This is a genomic window from Burkholderia sp. Cy-637, from assembly GCF_011753175.1.
In the GTDB taxonomy this organism is placed as follows: Bacteria; Pseudomonadota; Gammaproteobacteria; order Burkholderiales; family Burkholderiaceae; genus Burkholderia; species Burkholderia gladioli.
Window position 1 is genome coordinate 1 of the sequence record NZ_VWWC01000078.1, and the last position, 23,612, is coordinate 23,612.

General features: G+C 71.1%; 21 protein-coding genes and 2 pseudogenes. 11 read left to right on the top strand and 12 right to left on the bottom strand.

Annotation, left to right across the window (positions count from 1 at the left end; genetic code table 11):
- Window positions 1-432 (top strand): annotated as a pseudogene (locus F3J10_RS20115) (SAM-dependent methyltransferase); the annotation flags it as partial.
- A gap of 94 nt (window positions 433-526) precedes the next feature.
- On the opposite strand, the gene F3J10_RS20120 reads toward F3J10_RS20115, so the two are convergent.
- Window positions 527-1,345 (bottom strand): PIG-L family deacetylase, encoded by an 819-nt coding sequence (locus F3J10_RS20120; protein ID WP_167242841.1) that lies wholly within the window; start codon window positions 1,343-1,345, stop codon window positions 527-529.
- Entirely contained in the window at window positions 1,342-2,073 is a 732-nt protein-coding gene (locus F3J10_RS20125; protein ID WP_167242842.1) for a glycosyltransferase, read from the bottom strand. The genes F3J10_RS20120 and F3J10_RS20125 overlap by 4 nt, the downstream gene beginning before the upstream one ends.
- Before the next feature lie 263 nt (window positions 2,074-2,336).
- Between F3J10_RS20125 and F3J10_RS20130 the strand changes: the two genes are divergently transcribed.
- Together F3J10_RS20130 and F3J10_RS20135 are read left to right on the top strand one after the other, a co-directional pair.
- Window positions 2,337-3,659, top strand: a complete 1,323-nt coding sequence (locus F3J10_RS20130) for a cation:proton antiporter (protein ID WP_167242843.1) — start codon at window positions 2,337-2,339, stop codon at window positions 3,657-3,659.
- Window positions 3,660-3,911: 252 nt separating this feature from the next.
- Window positions 3,912-5,264: a sigma-54 dependent transcriptional regulator gene (locus F3J10_RS20135; protein ID WP_167242844.1), complete on the top strand. Its 1,353-nt coding sequence runs from the start codon at window positions 3,912-3,914 to the stop codon at window positions 5,262-5,264.
- Here F3J10_RS20135 and F3J10_RS36675 read toward each other — a convergent pair.
- Window positions 5,208-5,397, bottom strand: a pseudogene (locus F3J10_RS36675) (GMC family oxidoreductase); the annotation flags it as partial. The gene F3J10_RS20135 and the pseudogene F3J10_RS36675 sit on opposite strands and share 57 nt — an antisense overlap.
- Window positions 5,398-5,559: 162 nt before the next feature.
- Here F3J10_RS36675 and F3J10_RS20140 point away from each other — a divergent pair.
- From F3J10_RS20140 to F3J10_RS20150, 3 genes are all read left to right on the top strand, one after another.
- Window positions 5,560-6,723 (top strand): DNA topoisomerase IB, encoded by a 1,164-nt coding sequence (locus F3J10_RS20140; protein WP_240155646.1) that lies wholly within the window; start codon window positions 5,560-5,562, stop codon window positions 6,721-6,723.
- A 46-nt stretch (window positions 6,724-6,769) separates the two neighbouring features.
- Window positions 6,770-6,949: a hypothetical protein gene (locus F3J10_RS20145; RefSeq protein WP_167242845.1), complete on the top strand. Its 180-nt coding sequence runs from the start codon at window positions 6,770-6,772 to the stop codon at window positions 6,947-6,949.
- A 135-nt stretch (window positions 6,950-7,084) separates the two neighbouring features.
- Window positions 7,085-8,092, top strand: a complete 1,008-nt coding sequence (locus F3J10_RS20150; RefSeq protein WP_166914268.1) for an SMP-30/gluconolactonase/LRE family protein — start codon at window positions 7,085-7,087, stop codon at window positions 8,090-8,092.
- A gap of 98 nt (window positions 8,093-8,190) precedes the next feature.
- Here the strand turns inward: F3J10_RS20150 and F3J10_RS20155 are convergent, their stop codons facing one another.
- Window positions 8,191-9,579, bottom strand: coding sequence for an aldehyde dehydrogenase family protein (locus F3J10_RS20155; RefSeq protein ID WP_167242846.1), 1,389 nt, complete (start codon window positions 9,577-9,579; stop codon window positions 8,191-8,193).
- A 103-nt stretch (window positions 9,580-9,682) separates the two neighbouring features.
- On the opposite strand from F3J10_RS20155, the gene F3J10_RS20160 reads away from it, so the two are divergent.
- Window positions 9,683-10,549: a LysR family transcriptional regulator gene (locus F3J10_RS20160; RefSeq protein ID WP_013690812.1), complete on the top strand. Its 867-nt coding sequence runs from the start codon at window positions 9,683-9,685 to the stop codon at window positions 10,547-10,549.
- 14 nt (window positions 10,550-10,563) lie between these two features.
- On the opposite strand, the gene F3J10_RS20165 is transcribed toward F3J10_RS20160, so the two are convergent.
- Window positions 10,564-11,592: an AraC family transcriptional regulator gene (locus F3J10_RS20165; RefSeq protein ID WP_166914262.1), complete on the bottom strand. Its 1,029-nt coding sequence runs from the start codon at window positions 11,590-11,592 to the stop codon at window positions 10,564-10,566.
- 367 nt (window positions 11,593-11,959) lie between these two features.
- Here F3J10_RS20165 and F3J10_RS20170 point away from each other — a divergent pair, with 367 nt between their 5' ends.
- The 3 genes from F3J10_RS20170 to F3J10_RS20180 all read left to right on the top strand — a co-directional run bounded on the left by F3J10_RS20170 (window position 11,960) and on the right by F3J10_RS20180 (window position 15,247).
- Window positions 11,960-12,895 carry a 3-keto-5-aminohexanoate cleavage protein gene (locus tag F3J10_RS20170; protein WP_166914260.1) on the top strand — a complete coding sequence of 312 codons (936 nt, stop codon included), beginning with the start codon at window positions 11,960-11,962 and terminating at the stop codon, window positions 12,893-12,895.
- Window positions 12,896-12,951: 56 nt separating this feature from the next.
- Window positions 12,952-14,319, top strand: coding sequence for an MFS transporter (locus F3J10_RS20175; protein ID WP_167242847.1), 1,368 nt, complete (start codon window positions 12,952-12,954; stop codon window positions 14,317-14,319).
- A gap of 136 nt (window positions 14,320-14,455) precedes the next feature.
- Window positions 14,456-15,247: an SDR family oxidoreductase gene (locus F3J10_RS20180; protein ID WP_167242848.1), complete on the top strand. Its 792-nt coding sequence runs from the start codon at window positions 14,456-14,458 to the stop codon at window positions 15,245-15,247.
- 22 nt (window positions 15,248-15,269) lie between these two features.
- Here F3J10_RS20180 and F3J10_RS20185 read toward each other — a convergent pair whose 3' ends face one another.
- The 5 genes from F3J10_RS20185 to F3J10_RS20205 form a co-directional block, all read right to left on the bottom strand.
- Window positions 15,270-15,902 (bottom strand): TetR family transcriptional regulator, encoded by a 633-nt coding sequence (locus F3J10_RS20185; RefSeq protein ID WP_025097189.1) that lies wholly within the window; start codon window positions 15,900-15,902, stop codon window positions 15,270-15,272.
- Entirely contained in the window at window positions 15,899-16,864 is a 966-nt protein-coding gene (locus F3J10_RS20190) for a LysR family transcriptional regulator (RefSeq protein WP_167242849.1), read from the bottom strand. Before F3J10_RS20190 ends, F3J10_RS20185 begins: the two co-directional genes overlap by 4 nt.
- A 50-nt stretch (window positions 16,865-16,914) precedes the next feature.
- Window positions 16,915-17,685 (bottom strand): siderophore-interacting protein, encoded by a 771-nt coding sequence (locus tag F3J10_RS20195; protein WP_167233169.1) that lies wholly within the window; start codon window positions 17,683-17,685, stop codon window positions 16,915-16,917.
- A gap of 19 nt (window positions 17,686-17,704) precedes the next feature.
- Window positions 17,705-18,889, bottom strand: coding sequence for an arabinose transporter (locus F3J10_RS20200; protein ID WP_167242850.1), 1,185 nt, complete (start codon window positions 18,887-18,889; stop codon window positions 17,705-17,707).
- 367 nt (window positions 18,890-19,256) lie between these two features.
- Window positions 19,257-20,117, bottom strand: a complete 861-nt coding sequence (locus F3J10_RS20205) for a helix-turn-helix transcriptional regulator (RefSeq protein ID WP_167233171.1) — start codon at window positions 20,115-20,117, stop codon at window positions 19,257-19,259.
- A 198-nt stretch (window positions 20,118-20,315) separates the two neighbouring features.
- Between F3J10_RS20205 and F3J10_RS20210 the strand changes: the two genes are divergently transcribed.
- Window positions 20,316-21,383, top strand: coding sequence for an SDR family oxidoreductase (locus F3J10_RS20210; RefSeq protein WP_167242851.1), 1,068 nt, complete (start codon window positions 20,316-20,318; stop codon window positions 21,381-21,383).
- A gap of 59 nt (window positions 21,384-21,442) precedes the next feature.
- Here F3J10_RS20210 and F3J10_RS20215 read toward each other — a convergent pair whose 3' ends face one another.
- A complete protein-coding gene (locus F3J10_RS20215; RefSeq protein ID WP_167242852.1) occupies window positions 21,443-22,582 on the bottom strand; it encodes a porin in 1,140 nt (379 codons plus the stop codon).
- 55 nt (window positions 22,583-22,637) lie between these two features.
- Entirely contained in the window at window positions 22,638-23,567 is a 930-nt protein-coding gene (locus F3J10_RS20220; protein WP_167242853.1) for a VOC family protein, read from the bottom strand.
- Window positions 23,568-23,612: the final 45 nt, after the last annotated feature.

The following is a 23,612-nucleotide window of genomic DNA, read 5'->3' on the forward strand; positions in this document are numbered from 1 at the left end:
ACGCTGCTGTCGGCCGATTTCGCGCCGCGCGCGGTGGCGCTCGCGCAGCGCCGGCTCGCGCCCTTCGCGCAGGCCCGCGTGGAGACGCGCGCGATGCCGGACGACTGGCCCGAGGCGCGCTTCGACCTGATCGTGATCAGCGAATTCGGCTACTACCTCGACGAGCCGGCTTGCGCGGCGCTGGCGCGCCTGGCCTGCGCCTCGCTGGAGCACGACGGCACGCTGGCGTGCTGCCACTGGCGACATGGCGCCGAGGACATGCGCATCGGCGGCGGCGCGGTGCACGCGCGCTTCGCGCAGGCCGCGCGCCGTGCCGCGCTGGAGGTGGTGGCGCATATCGACGATGCCGATTTCCTGCTCGACGTGTGGAGCGCGGAGCCGGCCAGCCTGGCGCGGCGCGAGCAGCGCCGGGGCGATGCCGCGGGTCGCTAGGGCCGCCGCGACGACCGCGGCATGCTTCGCCTCGCGGCGAATCGATGCGCGGCCGCGAGAACTCGGCAACGCGCGCCTCGAGGCGGGATCCTCTTCAAGTCGTGCAGCGCGTCGCGCCGCGCCATTCCATGCGCCAGTAGCGCTCGGGCTGCTCGAGATCGGCCAGCGGCGCCCCGCCGAACGCGCGCAACTGGCTCGCATAGGCCGCCACCGCGCGCCGCTTGATGCCGCGCGCGCGCCTCACCTCGCGATCGGGACACCAGTCGACGCCGAGCGGCGTGATCTCCAGGCCGGCACGCTCCAGCTCGGCCAGGCGTCGCCGCGTTTCGTCGGGCGCGGCGCGATGGATCGCCTCCTCGTAGACCAGGCAGGCGCCGATCCGTCCCGCGCGCAGCAGCGCGAGCCAGGCCGCCGCGACGCGCCGATGATCGGGATGGCGCAGGCCGAGCGGCAGCAGCGGCGCGGCGCCGGCATGCCGCGCCAGTTGCGCGGCGAGCGCCTCGGCCAGGGCCGGCACCTCGGGCGAGGCGCCGTATTGCGCGTCGAGGAAATCCAGGCAGACGCCGCGCGCCGCGCACCAGGCCAGCGCGCGCTCGTCCTCGCGACGCCGCTCGTCCATCGCGGCGGTGGAATCGGCGAAGCCGGCCGCCTGGTCCCAGGGCTGCCGCTGCGGCGCCGCGGGCGTGCCGGCGAACACGGTGCAGACCACCGCGCCGGGCCGCACCGCCAGCAAGGCGGCGCAGCCGAACACGGCGTCGTCCAGGTGCGGCGAGACCACGAACAGCGGTGCGCGCTCGTCGCGCGTCGTGTCGGGCAGCGTGGCGGCTGCGCCGCTCGCCTGGCCTCGCCGACACGCCTCGACAGGCGATGGGGCGCCACGCTGGTCGCTGGCCTCCTGGATCGGCCGCCTCATCGCAGCTCCGGCGCGGCATCGCCGGAATCGGCCACGGCCGGCGCGAGCGGCAGGCCCGGCGCGACGGCCGCGCCGTCGACCCGCGCCCAGGTTTCCAGCGTGTCGCCGAAACCGCCGCGCACGCGCGGGTCGGCGCGCGCGCTGGTGCTCACGCGCGGCGCGGCGCTCCAGGCGATGGTGGCGCCAGTCGCTGCCAGCAGGTCGACCAGCATCACGTCCTCGCCGCAGGCCAGCGGCGGAAAACCGCCGGCGCGCCGATATGCCCGCGCGCTCACGCCGAGGTTCGCGCCATGCACGTGACGATGCCCGTCCACGTCGCGATAGGCGCGGCGCCAATGCTCGCGCACGCAGGCGGGATGGCCGCGCCAGTCGTCCACGGCCACCGTGCCGCACACGGCGTCGGCGCCGAGCGAGAGCTGCACGGCCAGCCAGTCGGGCGCGACGCGGCTGTCCGCGTCGGTGAAGGCCAGCCAGCGCGCGCCGAGCCGCAGCAGATGCGCGGCGCCGGTGGCGCGCGCCACGCCCACCTTGCGCGCCTCCACGCCCAGCACCTCGACCGGGTACCGCGCCGCGATCCGCGCCGAGGCGTCGCGACAACTGTCGAGCACCACCACGATGCGCACCGCCTCCCGAGCCAGCGCGGGATGCCGCGCCGCCGCGACGGCGGCCGCCAGGCAGCGCGCGAGCCGCCTTGCCTCGTTGTGCGCGGGTATCACGATACCGATCATGCTTGCTCCCAGGTCCAGGCCATCGATCGACACGAAACCGCAATTTCGATGCCCAGCCGCCACCTCGTGCGAATCGCCTGCCCGAGGCGACTTGGAGATCGTGGCAGGCGCAACTTTCTGCACGGCACAGCGGTCGATTGAAGAAATCGCGGGCCAGCGGCACGGCGAACCCTGCCGTACCATTTCGGACCCCGCAGCAATCATTCGCGGCCATCGATCCCGCCATGGCGGGACCTTCGGCCGCCCTTCAGGGAGGAACGCCGATGCTTCATGAAACCCTCTGGTATCTGCTGGTCGGCGGGGTGCTGATCGCCGTCGGCGTGCTGGGCTCGGCCCTGCATCGGCTGCCCTGCAGCACCGCGATGATCTATCTCGCGGTGGGCGCCGCGCTCGGGCCGGCCGGGCTCGGAATGATGGATCTCGATCTCGGGCGCGACGCGAAGCTGCTCAGGCAGATCACCGAGGTGGCCCTGCTGGTGTCGCTGTTCGCGATCGGCCTGCGCCTGCGGGTGGCCGCGCTGGACCGGCTCTGGCTGCTGCCGGTGCGGCTCGGCTTCGTCGCGATGATCGTCACGGTGCCGCTGCTGGCCGCCGTGGCCATGCCGCTGCTGGGCCTGGCCTGGGGCCCGGCGCTGCTGCTCGCGGCGATGCTCGCGCCCACCGACCCGGTGCTCGCCCACGACGTGCAGGTGCGCAACCCCGGCGACGTGGACCTGGTGCGCTTCGCGCTGTCCGGCGAAGGCGGCCTCAACGACGGCATCTCGCTGCCCTTCGTGCTGGCCGGCCTCGCGCTATGCGGCCATGCCGGGCTGATCGGCGGCGCATCGCCCGCCTCGCTCCACTACGCGCTGGAGGTGGCCTGGGGCATCGGCGGCGCGCTGGCGATCGGCGCCGCGCTCGGCTGGCTCACCCTGCGCGGCGTCACCTGGTTGCGCACGCATCATTCGCAGGCGCTCGGCCTGGAAGGCTTCTTCGCGCTCGGGCTGATCGTGGTGGCCTTCGGCCTGGCCCAGCTCGCGCACGGCTTCGGCTTCCTGTCGGCCTTCGCCGCCGGCGTCGCGATGCGCCGCGTCGAGCATCGCGCGAGCGGCCCGAGCGCGCCGCGCGAGGTGATCGGCACCATCGACTCCACCGACGTGGGCGCCACCGCCCAGGACCCGCAGCGCGCCCACGCCTACATGGCCGAATCGGTGCTCGGTTTCACCATCGAGCTGGAGCGCATCGCCGAGGTGGTGGTGATGACCATGATCGGCAGCCTGCTGCCGGGCCTGCTGACGGCCCGCGGCTGGTGGCCGATGCTGGCGGTGGCCGCCGCGCTGATGCTGCTGATCCGCCCGCTCGCGGTGGCCGTCTCGCTGGCCGGCTCGCCCACCAGCCCGACCCAGCGGCGGCTGGTGGGCTGGTTCGGGATCCGCGGCATCGGTTCGTTCTACTACCTGCTGTTCGCGCTGGAATACGCGCCGGCCGCGGCGCGGCCGCTCGCGCCGGTGGTGCTGGCGATCATCGCGCTGTCGGTGGTCGCGCACGGCATCTCGGCCACGCCGCTGATGAACCGCTATCACCGCCACGCGCAGGTGAAAGACTGAGGTGTTCCGCGCGCCCTGGCTCGCCCACCACCCGCCGCCGCGCAGCGACGCGGCAGCCATGCAGGATCCGGCGCGCTTTTGAAAAAAATGCCCGCCGAGTGCGAGTTTCGATTCGCGCATCCGCGCCTCGCGCCTTGCCTGCCGGCGCCTCGCATCCCTGGTCCGGAACTTGCAGCCATCCTCGGACGGCCGGCTCGATCCGGCCGGTCATCGCCCCCCAATCGCTTGCGTCCCTCCACGACAAGACAGCCCATGCCCCACATCCTGGTGGTCGACGACGACGCGGAAATCCGCGCGTCCATGGCGGCCCTCGCCGCCTCGCAGGACCTGCCCTGCGATACCGCCGGCTCGCTCGGGCAAGCGCGCGAGCGGATCGCCGCACGCTTGCCGAGCCTGGTGCTCTGCGACCTGATGCTGCCCGACGGCAGCGGCCTGTCCCTGCTCGACGAATTGCCCCGCGAGCGCTGCGAATTCGTGGTCGCCACCGGCAATGCCTCGCTCGATACCGCGATCCGCGCGATTCGCCTCGGCGCCAGCGACTACCTGGTGAAGCCGTTCAACATGGAGCGCGTGCAGCGCCTGCTCTCGCGCGTGGCGCGCCAGGAGCAACGCGCCGACAATCTCGAGGCGCTGGCCGCCGAGCTGCGCCGCTCCTCGCGCTTCGGCAGCATGCTGGGCCGCTCGCCGGCGATGCTCGGCGTCTACGATGCGATCGCGCGCGTGGCCGGCACCTCCGCCTCGGTGCTGCTGACCGGCGAATCGGGCACCGGCAAGGAGCTCGCCGCGCAGACCGTGCACGACCTGAGCCCGCGCCACGACCAGCCCTTCGTGGCGATCAACTGCGGCGCGCTGCCGGCCAACCTGATCGAGAGCGAGATGTTCGGCCACGAGCGCGGCAGCTTCACCGGCGCCGAGCGCGATCATCGCGGCTTCTTCGAGCGCGCCGACGGCGGCACCCTGTTCCTCGACGAGATCACCGAGATGCCGATCGAGCTGCAGGTGCGCCTGCTGCGCGTGCTGGAGACGCGCCGCGTGATGCGCCTGGGCGGCACGCGCGAGGTGGAGGTGGACGTGCGCATCGTGGCGGCCAGCAATCGCGATCCGCTCGCCTCGATCGACGAGGGCAGGCTGCGCGCCGACCTCTATCACCGCATCAACGTGTTCCCGATCGCACTGCCGCCGCTGCGCGAGCGCGAGGACGACGTGGTGCTGCTGGCCGAGGCCTTCCTGGAAGCGCTCAACCAGCAGGCGGGCCGCGCCCTGCGATTCTCGGAGGCGGCCCGGCGCGAGATGCGCCAGCGCAACTGGCGCGGCAACGTGCGCGAGCTGCGCAACCTGGTGCAGCGCGCGGCGATCTTCTGCGAGGGCGAGCTGATCGACACGCTGCCGCTGCCGATCATCGACGAGCTGGCGCAGGCGGCGCAGGTGCCGGGCGAGTCGGTCTCGGTGCCGCTGGCCGTACCGCTCGACGAGATGGATCGCCGCCTGGTGGCGGCCACCCTGGCGCACTGCGCGGGCGTCAAGGCCCATGCCGCGGAGATGCTCGGCATCAGCCTCAAGACGCTCTACAGCCGGCTCGCCGCCGATCCGGCCGAGGGCGGCTAGGCACCGGGCGCAGCGCCGCGAGCGAGGCCGACATCCGCGCCAGCGCGTGCTGGGTCATGCGGCGGTCGTTGTCGTCGTAGTGTTCGCTCACGCGCGCCACCGGCGGGCCGAGGGCGTCGCGCTCGTCGGCCAGGCCCGGCCCCCGCGGCCCGCGGGCAGGGTTCGCACCCACCGGCCGAACCGGCAACGACGCCATCCATCGTTTGAAAAATATGCCGGCCGGGCCGGCATCGCGTTTGCTACGGAATGTCTGATCCCGGCCGGCGATGCCGGGACGAATCCGGAGGACCCGCCCATGAGCCATGCCAGCCCCCAGGCGCCGCGGCGCTTTGCCAAGACCCCGCGCCCGCCCGCGCCGCGCCGTGAATCGAGCGCGCGCCACACGCCGCGCACCTCGCCCGGTGCCGGCGCGGCCCCGGCCCGGCCGGCGCGCATCGGCCGCGATGCCGCCGCGCCGCTTGCCCCGCCGCTGCGCCGCGTCGACGACAGCCGCCCCGGCTATACGCGCCGGCGCGGCGCCGACGGCTTCGTCTACTTCAATACGCGCGGCCTGCCGATCCGCGACGCGCGCGAGATCGCCCGCATCGACGCGCTCGCGATCCCGCCCGCCTACGTGGACGTGTGGATCTGCGTGGACCCGCATGGCCACCTGCAGGCCACCGGCCGCGACGATCGCGGCCGCAAGCAGTATCGCTACCACCCGCGCTGGCGCGAGCTGCGCGACGCGGACAAGTACGCGCGCCTGGCCGCCTTCGCGCAGGCGCTGCCGCGCATCCGCGCGCGCGTGAGCCGCGACCTGGCGAGGCCGGGCATGCCGCGCGAGAAGATCGCCGCCGCCGTGGTGCGGCTGCTGGACAGCACCCTGGTGCGCATCGGCAATGCCGAGTACGCGCGCGACAACGCCTCGTTCGGGCTGACCACGCTGCGCAAGCGCCATCTCTCGATCGAGGCCGGCGCGATGCGGCTGCGCTTCGCGGGGAAAAGCGGCGTGGAGCACGACGTGGCGATCGACGACGCGCGCGTGCTGCCGATCCTGCGCGCCTGCGCGAAGCTGCCGGGCCGCGCCCTGTTCCAGTACCTCGACGCCGATGGTGCGCGGCACGCGATCGGCCCGGCCGGGATCAACGACTACCTGCGCGAGGCGGGCGGCGCCGATTTCAGCGCCAAGGACTACCGGACCTGGGCCGGCAGCGTCAACGCGCTCGCGCTGCTGCGGCGCGCCGCCTGGCTCGATGCGCGGCAGGCGCGCAAGCAGATCGTCGCGACGGTGCGCGAGGTGGCGGCGCTGCTGCACAACACGCCGGCCGTGTGCCGGAGCAGCTACATCCATCCCGTGGTACTGGAAGCCTTCGAGACCGGCGCGCTCGCCGTGCTCGGACCCTGCGCGAAACGGCGCGGGCTGCGCACCGACGAGATCCTGTTCGCGAGCCTGCTGGCCGGCTCGGCGCCGGGCGCCTAGCTCGCGGCACAGGCCGACGAAACCTCATGAAAAAAGGAGCACGACGATGAACCAGCCCACTACCCCTGCACCGCAGGACCAGGATCAAGAACAAGACCAGGATCAAGGCAGGGACCGCGATCGGCACGACACGCCGCCCGCCACGCGGCCGGCCAACCCCTCGCCGTCCCCCGACAAGCGCTTGCCGGACCTGCCCGATCCGGTGGAGGTGGGCGAGGACGGCTGAAGACAGCCGGCTTCGTGTGGGCTTCGATATCTCGAGGCGGGATTGCGTGCATACTCGAACGCGGCCCGGGTGAAGCCAGCCTGAGAGCATCCGGTGCCGACACCATGACGAGAGCAACAAGCGCACAACATGGAGATGCCCCCCGTGAATCCCATCCAAGGCTTCAGCGTGGATCCCGCCTCGATCCGCCATGTCGGCCACGACCTGCAGCGCCCCGAATGCATCCTCGCCCAGCGCGACGGCTCGCTGCTGGTGGCGGACGCGCGCGGCGGCGTGCTGCGCATCGATCCCGCCGGCCACCAGGCGCTGATCCTGCCCGAGGGCGCCGCCGCGACCGCCGCCTCCGACGGCCTGACCAGCGGCTCCCTGCCCAACGGCCTGGCGCTCGACGCCGAAGGCAACATCCTGATCGCCAACATCGGCACCGACCGCGTCGAGCGGCTCACGCGCTCGGGCGAGCTGCGGGTGCTGTTCGACGGCCTGGACGGCAAGCCGCCCGGCAAGGTCAACTTCGTGCTGCGCGACAGCCGGGACCGGCTGTGGGTGACCATCTCCACGCGTGTCGATCCCTGGCCGAACGCGGTGCGCAACAACCTGGCCGATGGTTACATCGTGCTGATCGACCAGCGCGGCGCGCGCATCGTGGCGGATGGCCTAGCCTTCACCAACGAGATCCGGCTCGATCCCGACGAACGCTTCCTGTACGTGGCGGAAACCACCGCGAACCGAGTCAGCCGCTTTCGCGTGCTGGACGACGGCGCGCTGGGCCCGCGCGAGACCTATGGCCCGAGCCGGCTCGGGCCCGGCCTGATCGACGGTTTCGCCTTCGATGCCTACGGCAACCTGTGGTGCGCGATGATCTTCGCCGACCGGATCGTCGCGATCGATCCCGATGGCGACCTGCATACCCTGCTGGACGACGGCGACGCGGCCGCCACGGCGCGCTTCGACGCGGCCTTCGCGAGCGGCGAGATCGTGCCGATGTCGATCATGGCGGAAACGGGCGGCCGCATCGCGCCCTGGCTGACCAGCGTGACCTTCGGCGGCCCGGACCTGAAGACGGTCTACCTCGGCAGCCTGAAGGGCACCACGCTCGCCAGCTTCCGCTCGCCGGTGGCGGGCCGGCCGATGATCCACTGGTAGGCGGTAACAGCCAAACGCCGCCGCCGCCGAGGCGGTTGTCGGCGGCGGCGAGCCGGGCCGGGCGCGAAGCCCGGCCGGCAGTTCAGCGGTTCAGCGGTTCAGCGACGATCCGCCCACACCGTCTGCGCGTTGCAGAACTCGCGCAGGCCGAAGTGCGAGAGCTCGCGTCCGAAGCCGCTCTTCTTCACGCCGCCGAAGCCCACCCGCACGTCGCTGGCGCTGTAGCCGTTGATGAACACGCCGCCCACCTCCAATTCCTCCGTGATCGACTCGGCCAGCGCGGCATCGCGCGTGAACACCGAGGCGGTCAGGCCGAAGTCGCTGTCGTTGGCCAGCTGCACCGCGTGCGCGGCGCTGTCGGCGGGGATGATCGCGGCCACCGGCCCGAACAGCTCCTCGCGAAACGCGGTCATGCCCGGCTTGACGTCGGCCAGCACGGTGGGCTGGTAGTAGTTGCCCTCGCCCTCCACCTTGTGGCCGCCCACCAGCAGCGTGGCGCCTTCGGCCAGGCTGCGCTCGACCTGGCCATGCAGTTCGTCGCGCAGGTCGTAGCGGGCCATCGGGCCGACGTAGTTGTCCGCCACCAGCGGATCGCCCATGCGCAGCGCCTTGACGGCCGCCACGAAGCGCTCGGTGAATTGCGCCAGCACCGGCGCCTCGACGATGAAGCGCTTGGCCGCCGCGCACACCTGGCCCGAGTTCTGGAAGCGCCCGGCCACCGCGGCCGCCACGGCGAGCTCCAGGTCCGCGTCGGCCAGCACGATGAAGGCATCGGAGCCGCCCAGCTCGAGCACGCACTTCTTGAGCGCGGCGCCCGCCTGCGCGCCGATCGCGGCGCCGGCGCGCACGCTGCCCGTCACCGTCACCGCGGCGATGCGCGGATCGGCGATCGCCGCCGACACCAGCTCGTTGCCCAGGTCGACCAGCTCGAACACGCCGGCCGGGAAATCGGCCCGCTCGAAGGCCTCGGCCAGCAGCCGGGCCGAGCCCAGCACGTTGGGCGCGTGCTTGAGCACATAGGTATTGCCGGCGGCCAGGGCCGGCACCGCGCCGCGCACCACCTGCCAGATCGGGAAATTCCAGGGCATCACGGCCAGCACCGGCCCGAGCGGGCGATATTCGATGCGCGCCTTCTGGCCTTCCACCTGGGTGGGTTCGGGGGCCAGCAGGGCCACCGCGTGCTCGGCATACCAGTCGCAGGCGCCGGCCGACTTCTCCACCTCGGCCAGGGCCTGCTTGATCGGCTTGCCCATCTCCAGCGTGATGGTCTCGGCGATGCGCTGCGCATCGGCCCGCAGCGCCTGGCCGAGCCGGCGCAGCGCCGCGCAGCGCTCGGCCACCGGGCGCCGCCTCCAGTCGCGGAAGGCGGCCGAGGTGCGCTGCAGGGCCTGTTCGAGCTCGGCCGGCCCCTGGGCCGGGAATTCGGCGAGCCGGCGGCCGTCGCGCGGGCTGATGGAACGGAATACCTGCTGGTCTGCGCTGCTCATGCTGAACTCCATTGGCTTGGGATGGCGCTCATAGTAAGCTCGGCGCATGCTCAACAAAACTGAATAGTTTTAAGCAACTCATTCACGTTTCGAGAATATCGACATGGATCTGATCCAGCTGGAAATGTTTCAGGCGGTGGCGCGCCACGGCAGCATCGCGGCGGCCGCGCAAGCCGTGCACCGGGTGCCGTCCAACCTGACCACGCGCATCAAGCAACTGGAGGAGGAGCTCGGCGTCGACCTGTTCACGCGCGAGCGCAACCGGCTGCAGCTCTCCCAGCCGGGGCGCGTGTTCCTCGACTACGCGAGCCGGATCCTGGGCCTGGTGAGCGAGGCGCGCGCCGTCACGGCGGGCCAGCAGCCGGCCGGCCGCTTCGCGCTGGGCGCCCTGGAGAGCACGGCCGCGGTGCGCATCCCCGGCATCCTGGCCGCCTACAACCAGCGCTTCCCGCAGGTGGCGCTGGAACTCGCCACCGGGCCCTCGGGGCAGATCATCGACGCGCTGCTCGGCGGCGACCTGATCGCGGCCTTCGTCGACGGCCCGCTCGACCATCCCGAGCTGACCGGCTTCCCGGTGTTCGACGAGCAGATGGTGGTGGTGGCGCCGAGCAATCACGCGCCGATCCGCCGGGGGCGCGACGCCGACGGCGATGCGCTCTACGTGTTCCGCAAGAACTGCTCGTATCGCCGCCACCTGGAGCGCTGGCTCGCCAACGACGGCGCGGTGCACGGCGAGATCCGCGAGCTGGAGTCGTATCACGGCATGCTGGCCTGCGTGAGCGCGGGCGGCGGCCTGGCGATCATGCCGCTGAGCATGCTGGAGAGCATGCCGGGCTCGCAGACGGTGCGCGCCTGGCCGATGGGCAAGGAGTTCGGCCTGCTGCGCACCTGGCTGGTGTGGCGCAAGGAGACCATCTCCAAGGCGCTGGAGGCCTTCACGCAGTTGGTGAAGGCGAGCGCTTCGGCCTGAGGCGGCCGGCGCGGCTATTCCTCGCGAATCTCGGCGGCGCCCTTGCCGGTCCAGCGCTTCAGCGCGCGCCGGAAATTGGCGACGTCGGTGAAGCCCACCAGCATCGCCACGTCCTCGGTGCTCATGCGGGTGGTGCGCAGGTATTCGATCGCCAGCGAGCAGCGCACGTCGTCGACGATCGCCACGAACGAGGTGCCTTCCGATTCGAGCCGGCGTCGCAAGGTCCGGCTGGTCATGCCCAGGGTGGCGGCCACGGCCTCCATGCCCGGGAACTCGCCGGGGCTGCGCATCAGCAACTGGTACACCTCGCCCGAGGCGCCGGACGAGGTCTTGGCCTGCCCGATCAGCCGATCGCAGGTGTCCTGCAGCAAGGCCGCCGAGTGCCGATGCGCCAGGTGCGGGCGCAGCTCGAGGATCGCGCTGTCGTAGATCAGTTCGCACTGCTCGGCATCGAAATCGCAGGGGCAACCGAGGTACTCGGCATAGAGCGCGGCATGCGCCGGCGCGGGATAGGCGAAGCACGCGCGCAGCGGCGGGCAGGCGCGGCCGGCCACGTCCTGCAGATGGGTGACGTGCTGGGTGTACTGCTGCTCGAGCAGGAACTGTTGAAGCTCGTGAGGGAGGTTCGGGCCGAACGCGTCGGGAAAGGTCCATACCGCGCGATCGGGGAATTCCCGCCATTCGATCGTCAGGGTCGGCGTGGCCAGGCGATGGTATTTCACGCCGAGCCGGAAGTAGTCGCGCAGCGACAGGCAGGACATCAGCGCATAACCATACATGCCGTAGGCGGCCAGGTGCAGGCGCGAGCCGGTCCGGAACGGCGTGGCCGGATCGGACGACAGCTCGATCGCGTTGCGGCACACGACAGCGTACTGGCGCACCGAGGTCAGCACCGCGGCATCGTCGAGCTGGTCCACCGACAGGCCGCTGCCGCGCAGGCTGTCGAGCGGCGCGATGCCCTGCTCGGCCAGCACCTCGACCAGGGCCGCGATCTTGTAGGGCGCATAGATGCGCTCGTTGAGCAGGGGGTACCGCGCCGCCATTCGCCTCCCGGGGATGTCCTGCGAGGACATGCAACTGTCCGAAAATGACCTTACCGCCGCGATCGTATCTCACTAATATGGTGGCAACAAGAATCGAGGGCGCGGCGCTCCCGGCGCGCGCCCGGATCCAGGAGACGAGCATGCGCAGCATCCCCGCCGCCGCGTCGCACCGCCGACGCGCCACGCCCCCGCCGGGCCCGCCCCGCTGAGCGGACTTCGCCCGCGTCGCGATCGCAACCCGCGCGCCGGCGCATCCGGCGCGGCTCGATCCGTGCATAGCCGGCAGCTTCCCTTTCATCCACGCTCAGGCCTCCTCATGAATGGCCTGCGCCCCGCGTCGCCGGCGCTTCCGGCAAGGAAATCCTCCATGAGCCAGGCCCATCCCGTCATCATCACCTGCGCCGTGACCGGCTCCGCCCACGTGCCGTCGATGTCGCCTTACCTGCCGATCACGCCCGACCAGATCCGCGCGCAGGCGCTGGAAGCCGCCGAGGCGGGCGCCGCGATCCTGCACCTGCATGCGCGCGACCCCGAGGACGGCCGGCCCACGCCCTCGCCCGAGGTGTTCCGCCAGTTCGTGCCGGCGATCGCCGCCGCCACCGATGCCGTGATCAACATCTCCACCGGCGGCAGCACCCGGATGAGCCTGGACGAGCGGCTCGCCTACGCGCGCCTGGCCAAGCCCGAGATGTGCTCGCTCAACCTCGGCTCGATGAACTTCTCGCTGCATCCGGTGGCCGCCCGCATGCAGGAATGGCGCTTCGACTGGGAGAAGGATTACCTGGAGGGCATGGAGGACATGATCTTCCGGAACACCTTCCGCGATATCCGCAACATCCTCACCGAGTTCCGCGACTACGGCACGCGCTTCGAGTTCGAGTGCTACGACCTCGGCCATCTCCACAACCTGGCCTACTTCGTCGACGCGGGGCTGGTGAAGCCGCCCTTCTTCATCCAGTCGGTGCTCGGCATCCTGGGCGGGGCCGGGCCGGATCCCGAGAACCTGGCCGTGATGCGCGCCACCGCCGACCGGCTGTTCGGCCGCGAGAACTACGCCTTCTCGGTACTGGGCGCGGGCCGTCACCAGATGTCGCTGGTCACGATGGGCGCGATCCTGGGCGGCAACGTGCGGGTCGGGCTGGAGGACAGCGTGTACCTGTCGCGCGGCGTGAAGGCCCGCTCGAACGCCGAGCAGGTGCGCAAGATCCGCCGCATCCTCGAGGAGCTGTCGTTCGAGATCGCCACGCCCGCGCAGGCGCGCGAGCTGCTCGGGCTCAAGGGACGCGAGCGGGTCACGCTGTAGGTCCTGCCGCAAGGCCATCGGACACGAACCACAAACACATTCCGGAGACACCCGCCATGACTGCCGCCACGCCCGCCGCCGACCTGGACGACACCCACCGGCTCGCGACCCGCAAGGCCATGACGCGCCTGCTGCCGCTGATGGGCCTGATCTACTTCCTGTCCTTCATCGATCGCACCAATGTCGCGCTAGCCAAGACGGCGCTGGCCGCCGACCTCGGCATCGGCGCGGCCACCTACGGGCTGGGCGCCGGCATCTTCTTCATTGGCTACGCGCTGCTGGAGGTGCCCAGCAACCTGGCCGCGCATCGCTACGGGCCGCGCCGCTGGATCTCGCGCATCGCGGTGAGCTGGGGCCTGCTGTCCACCGCCATGATGCTGGTGCGCGGCGACGCCTCGTTCTACCTGCTGCGCGTGCTGCTCGGCATCGCCGAGGCGGGGCTGTTCCCGGCGCTGATGTACATGGTGACGCTCTGGTTCGCGCCGCGCGACCGGGCGGTGGCGGTCGGCTGGATCTACACCGCGCCCTCGATCGCGCTGATCATCGGCAGCCCGCTCGGCGCGGCGCTGATGCAGCTCGACGGCACCGCCGGGCTGCGCGGCTGGCAGTGGCTGTTCCTGCTCGAAGGCCTGCCCACCGTGCTGGTCGGCATCCTGCTGTACTTCAAGCTGCCGGACCGGCCCGCCGAGGTCGGCTGGCTGACGCCGGACCAGGCGCGCTCGCTCGAACGGCACGCGGTGGCCGAGGCGCACGGCCAGGGCGCGTTCGGCTCGGCGCACTGGATCGCCGCGCTCAAGCGCCCCACCACGGTGCTGATCGCCCTGATCTACTTCATGAACCAGGTGGCCTTCGTCGGCCTGTATTTCTTCATCCCCTCGATCGTGGCGCAGATGCACGTGAGCTCGCCGCTGCTGGTGGGCGTGCTGTCCAGCAGCGTGGGGATCGGCTTCCTGATCGGCGTGCTGTGGTTGCCGCGCCTGCATCGTCGCGTGCGCAACGATTGCGGCTTCCTCGGCGCGCTGACCGCCGGCGTGCTGGCCAGCGCCCTCGCCTTCGTCGCCACCCGCAGCCAGGCGCTGCAGGTGGTCCTGCTCGGCGTCACCGGCTTCTTCGCCGGCGGCATCCTGCCGTCCTACTGGGCGGTGGCCATGAAGCGCCTGCAGGGCATCCAGGCCGCCGCCGGGCTGGCCTTCATCAATACCGTCGGGCTGCTGGGCGGCTTCGTGGGCCCCTATCTGTTCGGGCTGGCGGAGAGCGTCACGGGCCGCAGCGATGCCGGCTTCAAGGTCGTGATCGCGGCCTCGGCGGTGGGCCTGTGCCTGGTGCCGCTGCTGGCCCGCGCGATCGATGCCGAATCGCGGCCGCGGGCGGCGGGCAGCGGCCTTGCGCTCGACGACGAGCAGCCGCAATACCCGGGGCGATGAAGCGCGCGCCGGCCATGCCGGCAGCTGGCATCGCGTCGATTCTCGACCTCGCTTCTCCCGTCGCGCAGCCGCCGGCCGCTCGCCGGCCGGAATGCGCGACGGACCACCCCCTATCGCCCACACGGGCAAGGCAGTCATGAACACCTTCGAGCTTCTCAAACCCCGCCCCGGCCTGCGCGTGATCGTGTCCGGCGCGGCCTCGGGCATCGGCGCGGCGATCGCCGAGGCCTTCCTCCAGGTGGACGCGCGGGTCTGCATCTGCGACGTCGATCCCGTCGCGGTCGAACAGGCCAGGGCGCGCCACCCCGGGCTGCACGCCACGCTGGCCGACGTCGGCGACCGCGCCCAGGTCGACCGGCTGTTCGACGAGGTGGCACGGCACTTCGGCGGCCTCGACCTGCTGGTCAACAACGCGGGCATCGCGGGGCCGACCGGCGAAATCGAGACCATCGCCCCCGAGGACTGGGAGCGCACCATCGCCACCAACCTCAACAGCCAGTACACCTTCCTGCGCCGCGCCGTGCCGCTGCTGAAGGCGAATCCGGACGGCGGCGGCATCATCGCCATGTCCTCGGTGGCGGGCCGCCTCGGCTATGCATTCCGCACGCCCTACGCGGCCAGCAAATGGGCCATCGTCGGGTTGATGAAGTCGCTGGCGGTGGAACTGGGGCCGAGCGACATCCGCGTCAACGCGATCCTGCCCGGGGTGGTCGAGGGCGAGCGGATGGATCGCGTGATCGCCGCGCGCGCCCAATCCACCGGCACCAGCTTCGAGGCGATGAAGGAGCAATACCTGGGGAAGATCTCGCTGCACCGCATGGTGAGCATGGCGGATATCGCCGCGATGGCGCTGTTCCTCGCCTCGCCGGCCGGGCGCAACGTGTCGGGGCAAGCCATCGGCGTGGACGGCAACCTCGAATATCTCTGAAGCCGCGGCGCGGCATGCCCGTTCAGCGGCTCGCCAGTTCCCGCAGGTAGGCGCAGAACATATCGGACATGGCCCTGGCATGGGCTTCGATCTCGGCCGGCGTGCGCGGGCGCTCGGAAAACTGCTTGCCGACCAGCCGCAAGGTGGCGCCGATCATCTCCCCGGCCAATTGCAGCGTGGCCGGCGACGCGCCGGGCAGCACCTCCAGCATGAAGCGATCCAGGGTGCCGGCGCTCGAGGCCCTGGCCTCGCGCGCTTCCGGCGCGTCGCGATACAGCGGCGCGGCATCGTTGAGCGCCACCCGCATGTCGGCTTCCTCGCATTCCGAGAGGATGAAGGCGTGCACCATCTTGTGCAGGCGCTCGGGCGGCGGATCGCGCCGGTCCTCGAGGATCGCGCGCAGCATCGCGGTGGTGCGGCGCCACTCGTCGGATTGCAGGCGGAACAGGATCGCCGCCTTGTTCGGGAAATACTGGTAGACCGAGCCCACGCTGACCCCGGCCTTCTCGGCCACGCGCGCGGTGGTGAAGCGCGCCGCGCCTTCCCGGGCCAGCACCTGGGTGGCCGCCTCGAGGATGGCCGCGACGAGTTCCGTCGAGCGCGCCTGTTGCGGCTGCTTGCGCACCGCAAGACGGGGCGTGCGACGCGTGCTCATGAGGCGGCGGCGGCCAGGCCGGTTCGCGGGTCGACATGCGGCAGCGCCCCGCTCGGCGCGCCCTGGTCGAGCGCCTCGATCAGCACCTCGCGGAACCAGTCGACGAACACGCGCACGCGGTTGGGCATGCGCCGGCTCGGGTAGTAGACGATGTGCACCGGCTTCGGCGGCGGCCGGTGCGCGGGCAGGATCTCGCGCAGGGTGCCCGCGTCGAGGCAGGGCTGGAACGCCAGGCGATAGCCGAACGCGATACCGAGCCCGGCGACCGCGCAGGCCAGGTAGGCATTCGCATCGGCCGCGCTGGCGCGTTGCCGCAACGCGCCCCGCACCACGATCTTCTCGCCCTCGTCCCATTCGCCGGGCGCGTGCATGCCGTTGCCGACGATCGGATGCGCACGCAACTGAGTCAGCTCGCGCGGCTCCGCGTGCCGGCGCAGATAGGCCGGCGCGGCGCAGAAGATCTCCGCGGCCTGCCCCACCGGGCGCGCCACCAGGCTGGTCTCGCGGATCGCGCCGACGCGCAGCGCGCAATCCACCCCGGCCTCCACCAGGTTGAGCTCGCCGTCGGCCGTCACGATCTCGACGTCGAGCGAGGGATAGGCCTCGAACAGCAGCGGCAAGGCGGGGATCAGCACATGCTGCGCGAACGGCGCGGGCAGCGCCACCCTCACGCGCCCTTCCGGCACGCCGGCCGCCAGCTCGGTGCTGCGATCGAGCCGGTCGAGCTGGTTCAGCAAGGCCACGCAGCCCTCGTAATAGGCATAACCCTCCGGCGTCGGGCCGACGCTGCGCGTCGAGCGGCTCAGCAGCCGCAGCCGGGTGCGCTCCTCCAGGCGCCGCATCACCCTGGACACGGTCGGCGTGGTCAGCTGCATGGCCTCGGCGGCGCGGGTGAAGCTCAGCAGCTCGACGATCTTCACGAAGATCCGCATCTCCTCGACGCGATCGTTGACGATTCTCATGCTCATGTCCTCATGCAAGCGTGGCGGCCATGTCGCGACGGCCGCCCGTTTCAGTCGATGCGCTCATGCGCGTCGGCCTGCCCCGCCACCCAGTATCCCGAGAACTTGAACCACTTGGCGGGATGGCCGCGGTCATCGACGAAATGACGGCGCAGGGCGCGCGCCACGCTCGCCTCGGCGGCCACCCACAGGAAGGTGTCGGCCTCGATCTCGATCTCCAGCGCCGCGGCCAGCAGCGCATCGGGCCGATGCGCCTCGGACAGCGGCCGGTAGGCCCAGCGCGCATCGAGCCGCGCGGCGCTCTCGAAGTGCTGCCGCTCGGCGGCGCCGGCCACGCTGACCAGGCTGGTGATGCGCGTGCCGGCGCTCGCCTCCTCGATGCGGCGGCCGATCGCCGGCAGCGCCGTCTCGTCGCCGATCAGCAGCCAGCGACGCACCTCCGGCGAGATTACCGCCGAACCCTTGGGACCGCCGATGCTGAGGGTGTCGCCGGGCCGCGCGGCACGTGCCCAGTTCGAGGCGGGGCCGGCGTCGTGCAGGGCGAAGTCGATCGCCAGCAGGCGCGCGTCGACGTCGAAGCGGCGCACGGTGTAGTCGCGCCGCGATTCGAGGCCGGCTGCGCTGGTGAAAGACAGCTTGACGCGATCGTCGGGGGCGAGGCTGCGGAAATCCGCCAGTTCCTCGCCGGTGAAGGTCACGCGCGCCATGTACGGCGTCAGGCGCTCGACCTGCGCCACGCGCAGCGTGCGGATCTTCACGTCGTGACGGATCCGCTCGATCCGCGGCGCCTGCGCGCCGCCATGCAACCAGGAAAAATTCATCGCATTCTCCTTAAGCGGTTCATTGCGCCACGGCCACGCGCGCGCGGCGCAGGTACAGCGCGATCAGCAGCCCGGCCAGGGCCGCCAGGCCGCCGGTGAGGAATACGTGGCCGTAGCCGGCGCGATCGGCGAGCAGGCCCGCCACCGGCCCGGTCAGGCCGTAGGCGAGATCCTGGAACGCGGCGAAGGCGCCCATCGCGGTGCCGCGCAGGTGCGGCGCCACCAGGTGCACCACCTCGCGGCCCATCGCCGGAAACACCATCGAGCAGCCGAGCCCGGTGAGGAAGGCGCCCGCCAGGGCCAGGGCCGGGTCGTGCGCGCCCCAGATCAGGAACTGGCCGACCGTCTCCACCGCCAGCGAGCCGATCGCCACCGGCAGGCCGCCGATGCGGTCGGGCAGATGGCCGAAGCTCACGCGCACCAGCACGAAGCCCGCGCCGAAGGCGCTCAGGCCCAGGCCGGCGTAATGCCAGCCCTGCTGCAGGAAGTCGAGCGCGAAGAAGGCGCCTATCGCGGCGAAGCCGATCCCCTGCAGGCAGACCACCAGCCCATGCAGCCAGACCTGGCCGACCACGCTCAGGAAGCTCGGGCGCTCGGCATGCGGATGCGGCGCGACGCCCGCCATGCCGGCGATCGCCGCGAGCCCGAGCAGGGGCAGCACGGCGCTGATCGCCATGGTGCCGGCGAAGCCGACGCGATCGAACAGCAGCAGGCCGAGCGGGCCGCCCACCACGAACGCGCCGTAGAAGGCCGCGCCGACCACGGCCAGCACCTGGCCGGAGCGCGCCGGCCCCATCAGGCCCACGCCCCAGGTGATGATGCCGACGCCCACCAGGCTCTCGCCGACGCCCAGCAGCAGGCGCCCGGCGATCAGCGTCGCCAGCGCGGCCGGCGCCGCGCTCGACAGGCCGGCGAGCAGCGACACCGCCGCGCCCGCGGCGTACAGGAGCATGCCGCGGGCCACGGCCGTCTTCGCGCCGTGCCGGTCCGCCAGCTTGCCGGCGTAGCCGCGCGTGAAGATCGTGGTGAAGAACGCGACGCCCACGCCCAGGCCGGCCCAGACGTTGTCCAGGCCGAGCTGGTGCGTCACGAACACGGGGATGACCGGCAGCGGGATCGCCACGCAGAGATAGGAAACGAACAGGACCGCGGCGAGCAGGTAGAGCCGCGCTCGCGATGCATCGGCTTGCGAATGTGTCGACATGATGAGTTCTGCGAAGGAAATGAATGCGGATGGCGCGCATGAGGGGCGCGCGCCATGAATCGAATCTCGTCGTGCCGGCGCGCAACACCCGCGCGGACGGCTGGCGGGGACGGCCGGCGAAACCCTCGTTTCGCTTCCGGCCGGCCCCGAATGTGACGAATCCGTCGCACTCAAGAATACGATCGATCCTTCGCGTTTCCTACTCGCATCGCGGCGCGGCGTGACGGTGCATCGCAATCGGCCCGGCAGCCTTGCCGGCAAAGGGATCGAGGCAATGGGAGCGGCGCCGGGCGGCGCCGGTCGCGGCGAGCTTATTCACATTTTCCCGCGCCGATCGGGACGCCTGGGCGGGCTTCCGGTCGTCCTTTTAGGCGGTCTTTTTCGCCGACGGATCCGCGCTCGCCACCAAGGCCGCGATCCGCCGCGCCGTATCGGTCGACGGCGCCGGCGCATAGACCATGATCCGCATGCCCGGCGCGTCGGGTACCTCGAGCGAGAGCGCGTCGAGTTCCAGCCTCCCGGCTCGCGGATGCGCGATGCGCTTGCGCCAGTCGCTGCGTTCGAGCACCTCGTGCTCGGCCCACCAGAGGCGGAAGTCCGGGTCGCTGTCGATCAGTTCCTCGACCAGCTCGCGCAGGAACACGTCCTCGGCCGGCCGCAGGATGTAGTCGCCGCGAAACTGCGCGAGCACGCATTTCGCGTAGGCGTCCCAATCGAGAAACAGCGAACGCGCGCCGTCCTGCTGGAAGGTGAACCACAGCAGGTTGCGGCGCGGCGCCGGCATCGCGCCGAAGTCGCCGAACACACGCCGCGCCGCCTCGTTCCAGCCCACGTAATTCCAGTTGCCGTCCACCACGTAGGCCGGCATCTCGCCGAGCTGGTCGAGCATGCGGCGCACCGTGCCCGTCACGTTCTGCACGATCGGATAGGGGCCGGGCGGCGTGTAGTGGCTGGCGAGCTCGAACAGGTGCCGGCGCTCGTGCGGCGGCAGCCTCAGCGCGTTCGCCAGGCTCTCGACGGTCTTGAACGAGACGTTGACCTCGCGGCCCTGCTCCAGCCAGGCATACCAGGTCACGCTGATGCCGGCCAGCTCGGCCACCTCCTCGCGCCGCAAGCCCGGCGTCTTGCGGCGGCTGCCGGCGGGCAGCCCCACATCCTCGGGCCGCAGCCGCGCGCGGCGCGTCCGCAGGAAATCGCCCAGTTCGTCCAGGCGTTGCTGCTTTTCCATTTCGCTTCTCCGGCAGCCAGCCTGTCACTGCCAATACCAGGAATGGCAGTTGCTGGATGCGCTGCTTGGTTCATGCCACATTCCGCGCTCGGCCGGGCCGGTGCCCCATCACCCGAGCGCAGCGCGCGATTATAGATGGCGCGCCGGAACGCGGCAGCGGCCGGCTCGATCAACCCTTCTCATCCGAGGCTTCATTCCATGGAAAAACGGGCACTCATCATTGGTGCGAGCGGCATCGTCGGCGGCAACCTGGCCGAGCAGCTGCGTTCGAGCGGCTGGCAGGTGGCGGGCCTGTCGCGCGGGCGCACGGCCGTCTCGCCCGACATCGAGCCGATCGTGGCCGACCTCGGCGACGCGGCTTCGGTGCAGGCGGCGCTGGCGGGCCGCAGCTTCAGCCATGTGTTCTTCACGGCCTGGGCCCGCCAGGCCACCGAGAAGGAGAATATCCGCGTCAACGGCGCGATGGTGCGTCACGTGCTGGATGCCGTGGGGCCTTCGGGCAGCATCGAGCATGCCGCGCTGGTGACGGGCCTCAAGCACTATCTCGGCCCCTTCGAGGCCTATGCGACCGGCGCGGTGCCGCTCACGCCGTTTCGCGAGGAACAGGGCCGGCAGCCCGTGGACAACTTCTACTACGAGCAGGAAGACCGGCTGTTCGAGGCCGCGCGGCGCCATGGCTTCAGCTGGAGCGTGCATCGCCCGCACACCATCATCGGCCACGCGATCGGCAATGCGATGAACATGGGCGTGACGCTGGCCGTCTATGCCACGCTGTGCCGGGAGACCGGCCAGCCCTTCCGGTTCCCCGGTTCCGAGGCGCAATGGAACGGCCTGACCGACATGACCGACGCGCGGCTGCTGGCCCGCCACCTGGAATGGGCGGCCGATTCCGACAACGCGCGTGACGAGGCCTTCAACGTCGTCAATGGCGACGTGTTCCGCTGGAAATGGATGTGGTCGCAACTGGCCGGCTATTTCGGCATCGAGGCGGTGCCCTTCGACGGGCAACCGCGTCCGCTGGAGGCGCGCATGGGCGATGCCGGAGCGGCGTGGAGCGAGATCGCCGCCCGCTTCCAGCTGCGCGAGCCGGAGCTCGGCAAGCTGGCCTCGTGGTGGCATACCGATGCCGATCTCGGCCGCCCGATGGAAGTGCTGACCGACATGAGCAAGAGCCGCAAGGCGGGCTTCCTCGATTACCAGAGCACGCCCGATGCGTTCTTCGCGCTGTTCGAGCGGCTCAGGCAGGAGCGGGTGATTCCGCGGTGAACGGTGAAGGCGGCGCGCCGGGCAACCGCCGGCCGAGCCGCCGACGCCTGGGTTCCGGCTCAGAACGAATGCCGAATTCCCGCCATGATGCCGAGCTGGCCGACGCCGGCATTGGGCGTGGCACCGGGCCCGCCCTGGCTCAGCGTGTAGCGCGCCCTCGCGCTGTTGAACACGTAGCCGCTTTGCAGGTACACGCTGCTGCGCTTGGACAGCAGGTAGGTGCCGCGCAGCGCGGCCAGCGTGGCACGCGTGTCCTGGGCCGTGTCGATGGTGCGATAGGCGCCGCCGTCGAGGATCACCGTCGGCGTCACGAACCAGGTTCCGCTCAGGTAGAAGATGTCGGTATGCACGCCCTGCAGCCCCGGCGTGCCGACCACCACGCGCCGCCCCAGCCAGCCGCCGCCGAGCTTCACCGGCCCGAGCTTGAGATAGCCGTTCAACTGGGTGCGCGCATCCTTGTCGCCGCTATGGGTGAGCGGGATCGCGGCGCTGCCGTTGAACAGGTTGGCAGCCGCGCCGGGGCCGCCGCGCTGCTCGTCGTAGGCCGCCGCCACCCCGAAGCTGCCGGCGTCGTACCGCAGGAGTACTGACCATTGACGGCACGCGTTGAAATCCCCCGGGATCGATCCCGCGCAGGTGCCCTGACCCGGCGAGTTGCCGGTGCCGGCCGAATCGCGCCCGAACGAATAGGTCGCGCCCAGCGTCACGCCGCCGAAGCTGCCCTTGTAGGCGATGGTGTTGTCGCTGCGCGCGTTGGGGATGTACGAATCGATCGAGCCGACGCCGCCGTAGATGTCGGGCCCCAGCGCGTCGGCATCGACGATCGCCCAGAACGACATGGTGTATTGCCGCCCGAAGCTGAGCGTGCCGTAGCGATTCGCCAGGCCGACCCAGGCCTGCCGGCCGAACAGGCGGCCGCCCTGGTTGAAGTCGCCGCCGCGCAGGTTGAAACCGTCCTCGAGCACGAAGCTCGCCGAATAACCTCCGCCCAGGTCCTCGGTGCCGCGCAGGCCCCAGCGCGAGGGCACCGAGCCGGTGATGCCGGGCATCCGCACCAGGCTCTTGCCGCTCGGCCCGGCATGCGTGACGAACTCCAGGCCCGTATCGAGTATGCCGTATAGCGTCACGCTGCCTTGCGCGCAGGCGCTCCCGCAGCCCAGCGCGAGCGCGCCGGCCGCCATCATCCTTGTGCACTTCATGTCTCCGTCCATTCATGTGGTTTTTTTGGTCCCGCGCGAACAACGATGATGAGCGTCACACCTCGCTGTTTCGAGTGAAGTTCTCGGGGACTGCCGGCCCCCACATATAGAGCGAATCCTCCGGGTCGAAATCGCCGGCGGGCCACGCCTGTCCCGCCGAGACGTAGTCGATGTCGGCCGAGTACTCGCAGAACGAGCCCCAGGGATCCTCGACGTAGTGGAAATAGTTCGAGCCGAGCACGTGCCGCCCGGTGCCCCAGCCGCGCGTGTAGCCGGCCGCCGCCATTTGCGCCGCGCCCTCGCCCACGCGGTTGACGTCCTCGACGTCCCAGGCGGCGTGATGCCAGCCGCGCGCGCTGCTCTTGGCGAACGCCAGCAGGTGGTGGTCGCTGCCGTGCGGGGCATGCGTGAAGGCGATCAGGTCGAGCGAGCGGTCGGACAGGCGCAGGCCCAGCGCGCGCCCGTGGAAATCCAGCGCGCGCGACACGTCGGGCGAGAACAGCAGCACGTGCGAGAGGCGCCCCGGGCGCACCTGCCGGACCTCGGCGCGCGTGCAGTTGCCGCGCCGGTCGGCCGGCGTGCCCGGTACCGAGTGAGGGGTCTTCGACGCGGGGCTGGTCTTGGGGCCGGGCTTCACCTCGACCAGGTTGCCGTCGGGATCGTGGAACCAGAATCCCGGCCCCTCGCCCGTCGTCAGCCTGCCTCCCGCCGCCCGCGTCTGCGCCAGCAGCGCGTCGAGGTCGGCTTCGTAGCAGTTGAAGCTCAGGTAGGCCAGCGATTTGCGCGCGGCGGGCAGCACGCGCGCCCAACGCCAGCCGTCGCCGGCGCGCAGTTCGAGTTCCTCGCCCCGCGCGCCGGCGCGGCGCACGTCCAGGCCGAAGCGGGTGTAGAAACGCTCGGCCTCGTCGATCGACGGCACGTTCAAGGCGAAGTGATCGATCGAATGCACGCCGGCTTGGGCCGACGGCGCTACCGGTTCGCTCATGGTGTCTCCTGTCCTGGTTCGATGCATCGGGTTCGATGCTCTGGT